Annotated in this window: 13 protein-coding genes; 4 read left to right on the top strand and 9 right to left on the bottom strand. The window is 72.8% G+C overall.

From position 1 onward, the window contains the following. Positions 1–494: 494 nt before the first annotated feature. The 3 genes from ABD198_RS14710 to ABD198_RS14700 all read right to left on the bottom strand — a co-directional run bounded on the left by ABD198_RS14710 (position 495) and on the right by ABD198_RS14700 (position 2,744). Entirely contained in the window at positions 495–893 is a 399-nt protein-coding gene (locus ABD198_RS14710; protein WP_344001213.1) for a DUF3040 domain-containing protein, read from the bottom strand. 303 nt (positions 894–1,196) lie between these two features. Next, positions 1,197–1,964: a methyltransferase gene (locus tag ABD198_RS14705; RefSeq protein ID WP_344001211.1), complete on the bottom strand. Its 768-nt coding sequence runs from the start codon at positions 1,962–1,964 to the stop codon at positions 1,197–1,199. Positions 1,965–2,144: 180 nt separating this feature from the next. Continuing rightward, positions 2,145–2,744: an SAV_6107 family HEPN domain-containing protein gene (locus ABD198_RS14700; RefSeq protein WP_344001209.1), complete on the bottom strand. Its 600-nt coding sequence runs from the start codon at positions 2,742–2,744 to the stop codon at positions 2,145–2,147. A 190-nt stretch (positions 2,745–2,934) separates the two neighbouring features. Here ABD198_RS14700 and ABD198_RS14695 point away from each other — a divergent pair, with 190 nt between their 5' ends. The 4 genes from ABD198_RS14695 (at position 2,935) to ABD198_RS14680 (ending at position 8,697) form a co-directional block, all read left to right on the top strand. Continuing rightward, on the top strand, positions 2,935–3,882 hold the full coding sequence (locus ABD198_RS14695) for an ATP-binding cassette domain-containing protein (RefSeq protein WP_344001207.1): 948 nt from the start codon (positions 2,935–2,937) through the stop codon (positions 3,880–3,882). Next, entirely contained in the window at positions 3,854–5,938 is a 2,085-nt protein-coding gene (locus ABD198_RS14690) for a YhgE/Pip family protein (protein ID WP_344001205.1), read from the top strand. Before ABD198_RS14695 ends, ABD198_RS14690 begins: the two co-directional genes overlap by 29 nt. 59 nt (positions 5,939–5,997) lie before the next feature. Then, entirely contained in the window at positions 5,998–6,627 is a 630-nt protein-coding gene (locus ABD198_RS14685) for a TetR/AcrR family transcriptional regulator (RefSeq protein ID WP_344001203.1), read from the top strand. A gap of 579 nt (positions 6,628–7,206) precedes the next feature. Next, positions 7,207–8,697 carry a phytoene desaturase family protein gene (locus ABD198_RS14680; protein ID WP_344001201.1) on the top strand — a complete coding sequence of 497 codons (1,491 nt, stop codon included), beginning with the start codon at positions 7,207–7,209 and terminating at the stop codon, positions 8,695–8,697. Positions 8,698–8,724: 27 nt separating this feature from the next. On the opposite strand, the gene ABD198_RS14675 is transcribed toward ABD198_RS14680, so the two are convergent. From ABD198_RS14675 to ABD198_RS14650, 6 genes are all read right to left on the bottom strand, one after another. After that, positions 8,725–9,645, bottom strand: a complete 921-nt coding sequence (locus ABD198_RS14675) for an SCO2102 family sporulation regulator (protein WP_344001199.1) — start codon at positions 9,643–9,645, stop codon at positions 8,725–8,727. Between the two features lie 56 nt (positions 9,646–9,701). After that, positions 9,702–10,625: a methylenetetrahydrofolate reductase [NAD(P)H] gene (gene metF, locus ABD198_RS14670; RefSeq protein WP_344001197.1), complete on the bottom strand. Its 924-nt coding sequence runs from the start codon at positions 10,623–10,625 to the stop codon at positions 9,702–9,704. A gap of 134 nt (positions 10,626–10,759) precedes the next feature. Next, positions 10,760–11,425: a thiamine phosphate synthase gene (thiE, locus tag ABD198_RS14665; protein WP_344001195.1), complete on the bottom strand. Its 666-nt coding sequence runs from the start codon at positions 11,423–11,425 to the stop codon at positions 10,760–10,762. Positions 11,426–11,885: 460 nt separating this feature from the next. Continuing rightward, positions 11,886–12,251, bottom strand: coding sequence for an Rv2175c family DNA-binding protein (locus ABD198_RS14660; protein WP_344001193.1), 366 nt, complete (start codon positions 12,249–12,251; stop codon positions 11,886–11,888). 78 nt (positions 12,252–12,329) lie between these two features. Further along, positions 12,330–13,574 (bottom strand): NAD(P)/FAD-dependent oxidoreductase, encoded by a 1,245-nt coding sequence (locus ABD198_RS14655; RefSeq protein ID WP_344001191.1) that lies wholly within the window; start codon positions 13,572–13,574, stop codon positions 12,330–12,332. 152 nt (positions 13,575–13,726) lie between these two features. Next, the gene (locus tag ABD198_RS14650) at positions 13,727–14,122 is read right to left on the bottom strand and encodes a hypothetical protein (protein WP_344001189.1); all 396 of its coding nucleotides are present in this window, start codon (positions 14,120–14,122) and stop codon (positions 13,727–13,729) included. Between the last annotated feature and the right edge of the window lie 330 nt (positions 14,123–14,452).

The following is a 14,452-nucleotide window of genomic DNA, read 5'->3' as shown; positions in this document are numbered from 1 at the left end:
CCGCCCTCGGCGGCGGGCCACGCTCGCGCGGGCACGTTCCGGCGGCGGGCACGCGTGGCTGGCTGCGGGCGCACGTTCCCGGCCCCGCCCGTGCATCGGGCCCGCCTGGGCGCATCGGGCCCGCCTGGGCGCATCGGGCCCCCTCGTGCGGCGAGACCGGCTGGCGCGCCGGGCCCGCCCATGCCACCGGCCCCCTGCACCGGACCCGTCGTGCGTCGGCCCCGCCTGGCGCACCCGCCTCCCCCCGTGCGGCGAGCCCGCCCAGCACACCGGGCCCCCTCGCGCAGCGGGCTCCCGGAGGCGGCAGGCCGACGCATCCAAGGCACCGATCTTCACGGGAGCCCGACAGGGCACGCGGCCACACGGCACACGTCGGCCGGACATACGTCAGGGGGTGACCACCCTTCGGGGTGGTCACCCCCTGATCACGTCTTTGTCTGTGCGCAGCAGGCTGCTGCCGGTGACCGGCGGACTGCTGCCGCGGGCGTCAGGTGTCAGTGGCCGCCCTGCTCGTCACGGCGGCGCTGCCAGCGCTCCTCGATGCGGTCCATCACCGAGCGCCGTTGCCTGCCCTGCCGGCCCGGGTGCGGGGCCGCGCCGGGGGCCTGCTGTTCACCGGGCTTGGGGGCCTTGCGCCAGCCGGTCACGGCGAGGACCGCGCAGCCCAGCATGACGAGGAAACCCACCACGCTGAGCCAGACCTGCTGGGCGACCATACCGGCCATGAGGAGCGCAATACCTACGAGGAAGCCCGCGACCGCCTGGTAGACCCGCCGCCGGGTGTACGTACGCAGCCCGCTTCCCTCGAGCGCCGACGCGAACTTGGGATCTTCGGCGTACAGCGCTCGCTCCATTTGCTCGAGCATGCGCTGCTCGTGCTCCGAGAGCGGCACGGAGTCCTCCTCATCGTGCAGTCGCCGGGGCGACCGGGGGGGTCTCTTCAGGATAGGCAGGGAATCGCCCCCGTGAAACCCGCCCCTCTGCGCCAATTGGCCAACCGGATCCGCCAGTGACGTCCCGGCTCGCTGAGGTTCACATTCCCCTCGGGCCGACCCGTCATGCCGGACGGTCTACCTCGATCATACGGCGCTCGGCCGCCATTCGGGGGGCCTGTGGCGGACTCGCTGGGCGAGGGGTACGGCCCGGCGGCGGGGCGCTGATCAGCGGCGCCCTGCCGGGGGTGCCGGCCGGCGTGCTCAGCCGGCCTCGGACTCGGCCGCCTCGCCGAGCACGTGCAGCTGGGTGGCCACGGAGTGGAAGGCGGCGAGCTCGGCCGCGGCGGCCTCCAGCTTCAGCAGGGCGTCGAGGGCGCCGGGCTCGGTGTCCACGAGCACGCCGGGCACGAGGTCGGAGAAGACCCGTACGCCGTGCACCGCGCCGACCCGCAGGCCCGCCTGCTCGACGAGGCGGGTGAGCTGCTCGGCGGTGAAGCGCCGCGGCACGGGGTCACCCGAGCCCCATCGGCCGTTCGGGTCCGTGAGCGCCTGGTGGGCCTCGGCGAAGTGCCCGGCCAGCGCACGCGCGAGCACGGCACCGCCGAGCCCTGCGGCGAGCAGGCTGAGCACACCGCCGGGACGCAGGGCGGCGACCGCGTTGCGCACGCCCTCGGCCGGGTCGTCGACGTACTCCAGGACGCCGTGGCACAGCACGATGTCGTAGCCGCCGCGGCGGGCCACGTCGAGCAGGCCGTGGGCGTCGCCCTGGACGCCCTGGACGCGCTCGGCGACATCGGCCTCGGCGGCGCGGCGCTCGAGGGCGAACAGCGCGTTGGGGCTGGGGTCGACCACGGTGACCCGGTGGCCGAGGCGGGCGAGAGGGACGGCGAAGTTGCCGCTGCCGCCGCCGGTGTCGAGCACGTCCAGGGCCTGCCGTCCGGTCGCCTTGACCCGGCGCTCCAGGGCGTCCTGGAGAACCTCCCAGACCACGGCGGTACGCAGGGCGGCGCGGGGGCGCAGGTCCGACACGGCAGTTGACTCCTCGGCGCGGCACCGCCTCGTTCTCGGCGGAGCGATCGGTCTGTCTCCCCCGGCCCCTCGGCGGGGCGGGGCGAAGCTTCAGGCGACTCCCACCCTATTGCCTACGCGGCGGTACCCGGTCACCTGCCTGCGGTGCAGCCGCGGGGCCGTCGCCCGCGCGGGTGCCCGTCAGCCGGCGTCCGGCATCCCCTGGCCGGGCATCCCCTGGTCGCGGGGCGGGACGCCGCGTGCCGTCCCGTCGCCCGCCGGGGCGTCCGCGTCGGGGCGGGGCTGGGGCAGGACCGGCTGCAGGACCAGCATCCGCTCCACCAGGCGCAGGAACATCGCCACGTCCCGTATCAGGTCGTCGGCGTCCCGGTGGCTCGCCGCGCCCTGGATGCCCGCCTCCGCCCGGGCGCGGCGCCGGGCACCGGAGGCGAAGAGCGCGCTCCACTCGGTGAGTTCGGGCGCGATCTCGGGGAGCACTTCCCAGGCGCTCCTGATCTTCGCCCGCGCCCGGGGCGAGGTCTCCGGCCGGCCGCGCGCCGCGAGGACGGCCGCCGCGGTGCGCAGGGCGGCGAGGTGGGCCGTGGCGTAGCGCTCGTTGGGGGTGTCGAGGACGGCGGCCTCGTCGAGTCCGGCACGGGCCTGGGCGAGCAGGTCGAGGGCGGCGGGCGGGGCCGCGGCACGGCGGAGCACGGGGTGGACGTCGCTCGCCGGGCCGGTCAGTGAGGGGGCAGGGCCGGTGGCGCGGCGCCGGCGGGCGGCAGCTGCGGACGAGTGGGCCATGACGAACCTCCTGTCGTCTTCGTGACGGCACGCCCGGTGAAGGGGTGCCGTATGCCCTCATCGTGCGGTATGGCACTGACAATCCGTTCTGACCTGGGGTTTTGCCTCGATCGACAGTTCGGGTTAGCTTTTGCACTGACCAGTCAGTTCAAAAACAGTCTCCTTCGGGGACTTCTGAAGTGGGGGACGCATGGGGAGCGTTGTGGGCGGTCCGCCCGGACTCGCCGTCTCTGCCCGGGACTTCGGGCTCAAGGGACCGCGGGGCTGGGCGTTCCGCGACATCACCGTGGAGGCGGAGCCCGGCTCGCTGATCGCCGTCGCCGGACCGTCCGGCTCCGGCCGCACCTGTCTGCTGCTGGCGCTCACCGGGCGGATGAAGCCGACCGCCGGGTCCGCCACGGTCGGCGGTCTCGATCTGCCGAAGCGCATGGCGGCCCTGCGCCGGGTCAGCGCGCTCGCGCATGTCACCGGCGTCACCGACCTCGATCCGGCCCTGACCGTCGGCGAGCATCTGCGCGAACGGGCGCTGCTGCAGCGCCGTTTCACCTCGCTGCGCGCCCTGCTGCGCCCGCGCGGGGAGCGGGCGGCAGAGACGCGGCGGGACATCGAGGCGGCGCTCACCGCCGCCGGACTGGACGTCGAGTCGCTGCCCAAGGGGGCGCGGACGGCGGTCCGGGACCTGGAGCGGACAGAGGCGCTGCGGCTGTCCCTGGCGCTGGCGCTGATCGGGCGTCCGCGGCTGCTCGGGGTGGACGACACGGACCTGAAGCTGTCGGCCGCCGAGCGGGCGGAGATCTGGGACCAGCTGAGGTCGCTCACCGACCGGGGCATCACCGTGGTCGCCGTGTGCAGCGAGGCGCCCGAGGACGCGGTGGTGGTGCGCACGGACACGGGAAAGACCGGCAAGGCCGACAACACCGGCAAGGCCGAGACCTCCGCCGACGGCAACGGCGACGGCAAGGCGAGCGACAAGGCCGTCGCGAACGCCAACGCCCCCACCACCGCTACCGAAACGGCCACCGAAACCGAAGCCAAAACCGACACCACCGCCACCGCCACCGCCACCCACCCGACCCCCGAAGCACACGAAGCAAAGAAGGAGGCGGCCGATGCGCTCGCCGAAACTGGCCGCTCTTGAGCTCCGCCGCTTCGGCCGGGGCAAGCTGCCGCGCGCCGCGCTGGTCGCGCTGCTGTTGCTGCCGCTGCTCTACGGGGCGCTGTATCTGTGGTCGTTCTGGGACCCGTACAGCCGGCTCGACCGTGTCCCCGTGGCGCTCGTCAACGACGACGCGGGGGCGACGGCGGACGGGAAGCGGATCACCGCCGGCGACGACATCGCCGAGGGCCTGCGCGACAGCAAGGTCTTCGACTGGCACGAGGTGAGCGCCGAGGAGGCGCGCAGGGGTGTCGAGGACGGCACCTACTACCTGTCGCTGACCATGCCGCGCGACTTCAGCCGCCGTATCGCGTCCAGTTCGGGCGACGCTCCGGAGACCGGCGCGCTCCAGGTGCGGACCAACGACGCCAACAACTACATCGTCGGGCAGATCTCCCGCTCGGTGTTCTCCGAGGTGCGCCAGGCCGCGTCCGCCAAGACCTCCCGCTCCTTCCTGGACAAGATCTTCGTCTCGTTCTCCGACATCCACGGCAAGACGGTGGAGGCGGCCGACGGGGCGGACAAGCTCAACGGCGGCATCGGCAAGGCGGAGAAGGGCTCCAAGCGGCTCGCCGACAAGCTGGGGGCCGCGGAGCAGGGCAGCGGCAAGCTCGCCAAGGGCCTCAAGGACCTGCACAAGGGCACCGGTTCGCTCAAGGACGGCTCCCGCAAGGTCGCGGACGGCACGCAGTCGCTCGCCGCCAAGGTGAACGCGATCGACGCCAAGGCCGGACCCTTCCTCGAGAAGAACGAGAAGACCATCGGGGAGACGGCCCGGTTCGTCGCCGACGCCTCCAAGAAGCTCCGCGAGGATCTCGACGCGCTGCAGAAGCGGGCCCCGGGTGCCGCGAAGGACGCCCGTGAGGCGTCCGGCTCGATGGACGGGGTGTACCGGGAGCGGTGCGAGGAGGCGCCCCTGCCCGATCCCGCCTGCTCCGACCTGAAGAAGGCCAAGGACGCGGCGGCGGTGGCGGCGACGGCGGCCGAGGACGCGAGCGCGCTGGTCACCGGTCACCGCGAGGACCTGAAGAAGCTGGACGGGCATCTGCGCACCCTGGAGAAGCAGGCCGACGCGCTCGCCGACCGGGCACCGCATCTCTCCGAGGACCTGGACGACGCCGTCACCAAGGTCAACAAGCTGAACAGCGGCGCCGGCAAGGTGGCCGCCGGTCTGAAGAAGCTGCACTCCGGGCTCGGCACGGCCAAGAAGGGTGCCGTCGACCTGAACGAGGGCGTGGGTGATCTGCGGGCCGGCGCCCAGGATCTGAACGGCGGCATCTACAAGCTCGTCGACGGCTCCGGCAAGCTCGCCGGCGGGCTGCGCGACGGCGCCGAGCGGATCCCCGACTACGACAAGCAGGAGCGCGACCGGCGCACCGAGGTGATGGCCGATCCGGTCCGCCTGGCGAACCAGGATCTGCACAAGGCGCCCAACTACGGCACCGGTTTCGCCCCGTACTTCATCCCGCTGTCGCTGTGGGTCGGCGCGATGGTCGCCTACATGCTGATCGCGCCGATGAACCGGCGGGCGCTGGTCGCGGGGGCCTCGGTCTGGCGGATCGCGCTGGCGGGCTGGCTGCCGGTGGTGGCGATCGGGGTGCTGCAGACGGTGGCCCTGATGTCGGTGCTGCACTGGGCGATCGGGCTGCAGATGGCGCGGGCCGCGGGGACGGTGGGCTTCCTGTTCCTGGTGACGGCCTGCTTCGCGGCGATCGTGCAGTGGCTCAACGCCCGCTTCGGGGCGGCCGGGCGCATCCTCGTGCTGGCGCTGCTGATGCTCCAGCTGACCTCGGCCGGCGGCACCTACCCGGTGCAGACCAGCCCCGGCTTCTTCAACGCGCTGCACCCCTTCCTGCCGATGACCCATGTGGTGGAGGCGCTGCGCAGGCTCATCACCGGCGGTGGTCTCGGACCGGTGTGGCAGGCGTGCGCGGTGTTGACGGCGTTCACCCTGGGCGCGCTGACGCTGACCGCGCTGTCGGCCCGGCGCCGCCAGGTGTGGACGCTGGACAAGCTGCACCCGGAGCTGACCCTGTGAGCGGGCGGGCCACCGGGCCCGCCCGCGGGCGGTCCGGCCGTGCTGTGACAATCAGGACCATGGAAAGCAGCAGCACCACCCCGGGCGGCAGGGCCCGCCGTGAGGCCACCCGGCAGAAGCTCTACGAGGCGGCCGTCACCCTCATCGCCGAGCAGGGCTTCTCCGCCACCACGGTGGACGAGATCGCCGAGCGGGCCGGGGTGGCCAAGGGCACGGTCTACTACAACTTCGCGAGCAAGTCGGTCCTCTTCGAGGAGCTGCTGCGGCACGGAGTGGGCCTGCTGACCGCCTCCCTGAAGGAGGCGGCGGAGGAGACGGCGGCGCGGGGCGGCAGCAAGGTGGACGCCCTGGACGCGATGATCCGCGCGGGGCTGGTCTTCATCGACCGCTACCCGGCCTTCACCCAGCTGTACGTGGCGGAGCTGTGGCGCACCAACCGGGCCTGGCAGTCCACGCTGATGGTGGTACGTCAGCAGGCGGTGGCGGTGGTCGAGGGGGTGCTGCGCGAGGGCGTGGAGAACGGCGAGTTCAGCGAGGAGATCGACGTACCGCTGACCGCGGCCGCGCTGGTGGGGATGGTGCTGGTGGCGGCGCTGGACTGGAAGTCCTTCCAGCCGGAGCGGTCCCTGGACGATGTGCACGCCGCGCTGTCCCGGCTGCTCCAGGGCCGGGTGAGCGGCCGCCGCTGAGGCGGGCGGTGTACAAACCGGCGGCCTGGTGGATGCGTTCGGCCAGGCGCAGGACGGCGTCGCGGGCGGCGTCGCGGTTCTTCTCGGCGGTGCACAAATCCTCGCGGGCGGCGCACGAAAGCCTCAGGCGGACGGTGCACGAAAGTCTCAAACAGACGGTGCACGAAAGCGCCGGCCCCGGTGTGGCCGCGTCCCCCGCGGGCCACCGCCGGACCGGCGCCTTCCTGCTCCCCCGTACGTTCCCCCGGCCCTTCCCCGTGGGGTTCCCCCATGCGGTCGTCCCCCGGGTCCCCCGTCTCGCTCCCGCCGGCACCGGCCGGCGGAAGGAGCGGATCGTGGCCCGGGCCGTTCCGGCGCCCCGTGTCGCCGGTGCCGCCCCGGTGCCTCTCTCCGTGGTCTCCACTGTGTCGTCCGCGCAGGTCGCGGCCCATCCGCCCGGGTACTCATCTCGGCACCTAGGTACGGATACTCACGGCTGTGTGCGCGGGCCCACGGCGCGTCGGCGCCGCCTGGTCACCGGCGCGTGGGCGCAGGTACTCGCCTCCGGGGCGCCTAAGGGCGGCGGATACAGTCGCTGACATGGCACGTATTGCGGTGATCGGCGCCGGGATGGGCGCGATGGCGGCCGCCGCCCGGCTGGCCGTCGCGGGCCACCGGGTGGTGGTGTACGAGCGGACCGGGACCTACGGCGGCGCGGTGCGCCGGCTGGAGCGGGACGGGTTCGGTTTCGACACGGGCCCCGGTCTGTTCACCCTGCCCGCCGTGTACCGCGATCTGTTCCTGAAGACCGGCCGGGAGCCGCTGGAGGAGTGCGTCGAGCTGGTCCAGGTGGACCCGTCCTCGCACCATGTCTTCGCGGACGGCACGCGGGTGTCGCTGCCCAACGCCTCCCGGGCGGGCGTGGTCTCCGCCCTGGACGAGGCGCTCGGCGCCGGCGCCGGCCGGCGCTGGGGCGACCTGCTGGTCCGGGCCCGTGAGGCGTGGAACCGGATGCGCCGGCCGCTGCTGGAGGAGCCGCTGTGGCCGAACTGGCAGGTGCTGGCCGAGCGCGAGCCCTACCCGGCGGTGCCGCACCGCAGGCTGCTGCGCACCCGGGTGGCGGGCACCCTCGCCGAGGTCGGCGCCTGGGAGCTGCGCGAGCCCCGGCTGATCGCACTCCTTGAGAGCCACGCCCTCGCCTTCGGTCTGGATCCCCGCACCGCCCCGGCGAACGCGGCGATCCTGGCGTACATGGAGCACGCCTTCGGCACCTGGTACGTGCGCGGCGGCATGCGCGAGCTGGCGCGAGCGGTGTACGAGCGGTGCCTGGCCCGGAAGGTGGAGTTCGTCTTCGGTGCCGAGGTCACGGCGCTGGTGGAGAAGGACGGCCGGGCCGCCGGTCTGGAGCTGGCCGACGGGACGGTCGCCGAGGCCGACTTCGTGGTGGCCGGGGTCTCCCCCGCGGTGCTGGACCGGCTGAACCGGGGGACACCGGTGCGCGGCGACGGCGAGGTGCCGGCGCAGCGGCCGGGGGCGAGCCGGCTGACGGTGCTGCTGGCGCTGCGTGGCGGACGCCCGGACGGTGCCGCCCACCGCACGGTGGTGCACTCCGCGGACCGGGACGCCGAGCTGGACGCACTGTCCGGCGATACGGGGCGGCCCGCCGCGCCCACGGTCACGGTGCTGCGGCCGGACGATCCGGCGCTGGTGCCGGACGCCGGGCACGAGTCGGTGACGCTGACGGCGGCGGTCCCGGCACGGGGCGGGGATCCGGCCGCCCGGGCGGAGGAGCTGATCACCGTCGCCGAGCGCGCCATCCCGGATCTGCGCGGGCGGCTGCTGTGGCACCAGGTGCACACCCCGGCCGACATCGCCGAGGAGACGGGCGCCGAGGACGGTGCCGTGCCGCCCCCCGCCCTGGCCGCGGACGGCGGGCGCCGGCTGCATCCCGCCAACAGCACCCGCACTCCGGGCCTGTTCACGGTGGGCGGCTGGTCGCACCCCGGCGGCGGGCTGGCGCATGCCGGGATGTCGGGGGCGCTGGTCGCCGGGCTGATCGTGGAGGGGCCGGACTTCCGCGGCTCGCAGTGAGACCGCTGCCGAAGGGCTGGAGGACGGTCAGAAGCGGTACTGCTCGTCGTAGCCGTTGGCCGGGGGCTGCTGGCCGCCGCCCTGGTACGGGTAGGCCTGCTGCTCGGGCGGCAGCTCGCCGCCGTACGGGTCGTCGGTGGTCCGCTGCTGCGGGACCCACAGGCCGCCGCCCTGGGTGTCGCCGCCGTAGGTGCCGTACTGGTCCTGGCCGTAGGCCTGCTGCTGGCCGTACTGGTTCGGGTCGGCGTAGCCGGTGTCGTATCCGGTGCCGCCGTAGGTGCCGGTGCCGATGTACGGGTCGGAGTAGGCGGCGTACTGCTGCTGGCCGGTGTCGTAGGCCTGCTGGCCGTAGCCGGAGTAGTCGTAGGAGCCGTAGCCCTGGTCGGCGCTCTGGGTGGCGGCGGCGTACTGGTCCTGGGTCTGGGTGCCGTACCCGGTGTCGTAGACGCCGTACGAGCCGGTGTCGTCGGGCATCGGCTGGGGGGCGTAGACCGCGGTGGTCTCGGCGGCCGTCTGCCGGTCGGGGCGGCCGGGGGTGAAGACGTCGTCGCGGGCGTAGTCGTCGACCGCGTCGTAGGCGGACGGCTCGCGGCGGCGTCCGGTGTCCTCGTCGTATCCGTCGCCGGCGGACGCCTCGAGGTCGGAGACCTCCAGCGTCGGCTCCTCGCGCTCGCGGCGGCCCCCGCCGAGCATCGGCGCGTTCACCGCCCAGCCGGCGGCGAAGCCGCGGCGGAACGACAGGGTGACATAGGTCTGGCCGACCGCGAAGGCGGCGGCGCCGAGACCGATGACGACGACGGACGCGGTGAGCACCCCGGCCACGACTCCGAGGAAGCCGACGAAGGCCAGCAACCGCCAGCGCAGGCGCGCCTTGTACTGCAACAGCACCTCGCCGAGCAGCCACAGCGCGACGATGCCGAACGCGATATAGAGGACCGTCCAGCCCATGTACGCCCCTCTCCCAGTGGCCGCTACGCAGTGTGTCGTATGCCGGTGCGACCGGTCTAGGCCTGCGGCGGGTGGTGCAGACCCAGATTCTCGTAGATTTCCAGCGTCGCCGTGGAGTTGTTCAGCGTGATGAAGTGCAGTCCGGGCACTCCCTCGGCCAGCAGCCGGGCGCAGAACTCTGTGGCGAACTCGATCCCGATCGAGCGTACAGCGGCCGGATCGTCCTTCGCTGTGAGGATCCGCTCTTTCAGGTCCTCGGGGAAGGACGCGTTGGTGAGGTACGGGATCCGCTCCAGCGTCTTCACGCTCGCGATCGGCATGACCTCGGGAATGATAGGGGTGTCACAGCCGGCCGCGGCAACCCGGTCGCGCAGCCGCAGGTAGTCCTCCGGGTGGAAGAACATCTGGGTGATCGCGTAATCGGCCCCGGCACGGCACTTGTTGACGAAATGCCGGACATCGGTGTCCCAGTCCGTGGAACGCGGGTGCATCGCCGGGAAGGCGGCGACCCCCACGCAGAAGTCACCGGAGGACTTGATCAGCTCCACCAGCTCGGCGGCGTAGGTGAGGCCCTGCGGGTGCGGGACCCACTCGCCCATCGGGTCGCCGGGCGGGTCGCCGCGCAGCGCGAGCATGTTGCGGATCCCGGCGTCGGCGTACTGCCCGATGATGTTGCGCAGGTCGGCGACGGAGTGGTCGACCGCGGTGAGGTGGGCGATCGGCGTCAGGGTGGTGTCCGACGCGATCGCCTCGGTCGCCTTGACCGTGCCGGCGCGGGTGGAGCCGCCCGCGCCGTAGGTCACCGAGACGAAGTCGGGGGCGACGGCCTCGACCCGGCGCAGCGCATTCCAGAGGTTCCGCTCGCCCTTCGGCGTCTTGGGCGCGTAGAACTCGAACGAATAGGTCGTCTTTCCCGTCGCGAGCATCTCGCGCACGGTTCGCGCGTGATCCGTTCTGACGGATGCGGTGCCGAGGGCCATACTCGCAGGTTAACCAGGGGGCGGCGGTCCCCCAACCAAATGCGGGAGATTTGTCTGAATTGTCGACTTGTTGTCCACTCCTTGGACGCACCTGAGACGACACGGCTCGATCTGGTGCTCGATCTGGCGCTCGATCAGTGGTCCTGCGCCTGCCGCACGCGGCGGGCCAGCTCGGCGGCCGCGGCGCCGGGATCGTCCGCCTCGGTGATGGCCCGGACGACGACGATCCGGCGGGCTCCGGCGTCCAGCACCTGGTCGAGATTGGTGAGGTCGATGCCGCCGATGGCGAACCAGGGGCGTTCGGTGTCCAGGGCGGCGGCGTAGCGGACCAGGCCGAGGCCGGGGGCGGGCCGGCCGGGCTTGGTCGGGGTGGGCCAGCAGGGGCCGGTGCAGAAGTAGTCGACGCCGTCCTGGACGGCGGCCGCGGCGGCCTCCGCCTCGGCGTGGGTGGAGCGGCCGATGAGGACGTCCGGGCCGAGGATCGCCCGCGCGGCGGGGACGGGCAGGTCGCCCTGGCCGAGGTGGAGGACGTCGGCGCCGGCGGCGTGGGCGACGTCCGCGCGGTCGTTGACCGCGAGCAGCTTGCCGTGCCGGGCGCAGGCCTCGGCGAGGACGGCGAGGTGCTCCAGCTCCTCGGCGGCTTCCATGCCCTTCTCCCTGAGCTGCAGGATGTCGACACCGGCGGCCAGGACGGCGTCCGCGAACTCCGCGAGATCGCGCTGGCGCTTGCGGGCGTCGGTGCAGAGGTAGAGCCGGGCGTCGGCGAGCCTGGCCCGGGTGGTGGCGGCGGCGTCGGACATGCGGGAGTCCCCCAAGGTGTCGGTCGGGCGTCGGTACCCGTCGCGGTCGGGCCGGTGCGAGCGGGCTGTGCGGACGACCACGGTACGAGGTCGGTGGCGGGCCGGCTCGGGGCGGCCGGAGACGAGCACAGGAAGGGGTTGCCGGAGGCGGTCACGGGCGGGCCGCCGGAGACGGGCACGGGCGTCACGGGCGGGCTGCCGGAGACGGGCACGGGCGTGCCGCCGGAGGCGGTCACGGGCGGGCCGCCGGAGACGGGTCACGGGCGTGCGTGCCGCCGGAGACAACGGCGGACGGGCGGCCGGAGACGGGCACAGGAACGGCCCGCCGGAGGCGGCACAGGAAGGGCTGGGGCCGCCGCCCCTCGGCGGAATGCGGCGGCCGTCTCGCTCCGGCGTCCGGCGCCGGCCGTTTCCGGGGACGCCGGACGGGCTGTCCGTGGGGCTCTCGGGGTCCGTGCGATCAGACCGCGAGGGCCTGGGCGCGGCGCTTCACCTCCGTACCGCGGTTCTCGCGCAGGGCCTGCGCGGGCGTGCCCGGCAGGGACGGGTCGGGAGTGAACAGCCACTCCAGCATCTCTTCGACCGTGAAGCCGTCGTCCCGAAGGAGCGTCAGGGTGCCGGAGAGGCCCTTGACGACCTTGTCCCCGTCGATGAAGTCGGCGGGCACGTGCAGCGCGCGGTTCTCACCCCGGCGCACGGCGATGAGCTGGCCCTCCTTGACCAGCTGCCGGACGCGGGTCACCTCGACGCCGAGCTTCTCGGCGATGTCGGGCAGGGTGAGCCAGGCGGGGACGAGAGCATCGATCTTTGCGTCAATCTCGGTCACGGGACAAGCGTGCCATCTGCCACTGACAGTCGGAAGCGGGCCTGGTCCACCTGCGCGAACGCGTCGCAGTGCCGACAGTCAGGCCGTCGCCGACTTCAGGGGGCGGGCCGGGTCGGCGACCAGGTCCGGGTCCAGCCGCGCGCCCGCCTCGATCAGCCGGCGCCCCTGGGTCAGGTCGCGGGGGCGGCCCACCGCCAGCAGCGCCACCAGGCGGGACTCCCGCAGCCAGCACACCGTCCACGCCGGGCCGTTCGGATCGCCGCGCCACACGGTGCGGTCGGCGTCCGCGTGATGACCGGCGTACTGCACGAAACGCCCGAACTGCTCGGACCAGAAGTACGGCACCGGGTCGTACACCGCCGGGGGCTCACCGGTTGCCGCGCCGAGGATGTTGGCGGCGACCGTGCGCGACCCCTGCAGCGCGTTGTCCCAGTGGTGGACCAGCAGCCGCTTGCCGTAGCGGCCGGAGGGGAAGGAGGCGCAGTCGCCGACCGCGTACACATCGGGCAGCGAGGTCGCCAGGGTGCGGTCGGCGAGGACGTCGCCGTGCTCCCCGAGGGCGATCCCGGACCCGGCCAGCCAGCCGGTGGCCGGACGGGCCCCGATGCCGACCACCACGGCGCCCGCGGGCAGCCGCGAGCCGTCCTCCAGCACCACCACCGTGCCGGGCTCTACCCGCTCCACCCGCGCCCTGGTGCGCAGCTCGACGCGCGCCTCGGCGTACCAGGCGGCCATCGGGGCGGCCACCTCGGCGGGCAGCGCCTCGGCGAGCGGCCGGCCGGCGGCCTCGACGACGGTGACCGCGCAGCCCGCCTCGCGCGCCGCCGTGGCGAACTCGGCGCCGATCCAGCCGGCCCCGGCCACCACGATGTCGTGCTGCCGGGCCAGCACCGGGCGCAACCGCTCGGCGTCGTCGAGGGTGCGCAGCAGATGCACTCCGGGCACCCCGTCCGCGCCGGGCAGCCGGACCGGCTCCGCCCCGGTGGCGATCACCAGGACGTCGTACGGGACGGTCCCGGCCTCGGTGTCCAGTTCGTGCTCGCCGGGGCGCAGGCCGAACACCTCGCAGCCGAGGCGCAGTTCGATGCCGAGCCCCTCGAAGTCGACGTCGAGGGCGGAGTCCTCGGCCTTGCCGAGCAGGACGGCCTTGGACAACGGCGGCCGGTCGTAGGGCTGGTGGGACTCGGCGCCGAGCAGGGTGACGGTGCCGGCGTAGCCCTGCTCGCGCAGGGCGACCGCGGTCTGCACCCCGGCCATGCCCGCTCCGGCCACCACCACCCGCCCGGGCCCGGACGGCTGAGAACCCTGCGTCTGCTCGCTCACCTGATCACCATAGACCGGTGACGGGTATCGCTTACCTGCGAATGGGCTACGCGACAACCCCGTTACCAGGGATGAAGCACTCGTCGTATGTCGTTGTCTGTCGTCGCCGGCCACCCTCGGACGGCCCACGGACGGCCCAGCGGCGGCTGCATCTAGGGATTGATGCAGTAAGACCAGAAGGAGAACTCGCAGACCCCAGGCGCCAGGTCTCTGCACTCGAGGTGAACGTCGCACCCTTCCCTTTCGGTCGGCTCTTCAGCAAGGAATTGCCGACTTATCCCGAAGCTCTCGAAAACTTCGAAGATCTGCGTCAAGGGAAGGGACATCAGCGGCTTGTAGTTTCCGGACACCATTCCGCCATTGCGAAAGGCCAGGCTGTCGAGGAATTCTTTGAAGTCCTCATAACTGAGGTTTGACAGTGGGTGCTGACGGCTTGCACGCAGGCGCTCGACGTCCTCGGCGGTGCGAGCGAACCAGTCGTCTTCGCCCGCCAGCAGGGCGGCGTACTCCTTTTCGTTCTTCGCCAGCCGACTTCGCTCGATCTCCATGGACTTCATATTGTTTCGCCCTCTCGCGAATCCAGTCAGAGTTCCGTTGGACGTCGTCAGGGAACCGCACATGACCAGTCACCTCAGCGGCGGAGGGGATTTGATCGTTGAAGAGATCGCAGATACTTGCGCCAGGGGCCCATTGGCTCGCACCATACCTAAATACCATTGTCGGCGACGCTGCGCGGACCCGCATCCTGAATCGCATTTCTGTCGGGTGCGGTCTCCTGGGTCATTCATGCGGGTCAGCTGTTACGGCACAACTGCACTGGTCCGGGGGTGCAAACTCCAGGAGGCGCGAACGGCCGTCCATGGCCCCACGGAGGCGCT

The sequence above is a fragment of the Streptomyces thermocarboxydovorans genome, from assembly GCF_039524635.1.
Classification (GTDB): Bacteria; Actinomycetota; Actinomycetes; order Streptomycetales; family Streptomycetaceae; genus Streptomyces; species Streptomyces thermocarboxydovorans.
This window is presented reverse-complemented; position numbering and strand designations above follow the sequence as displayed.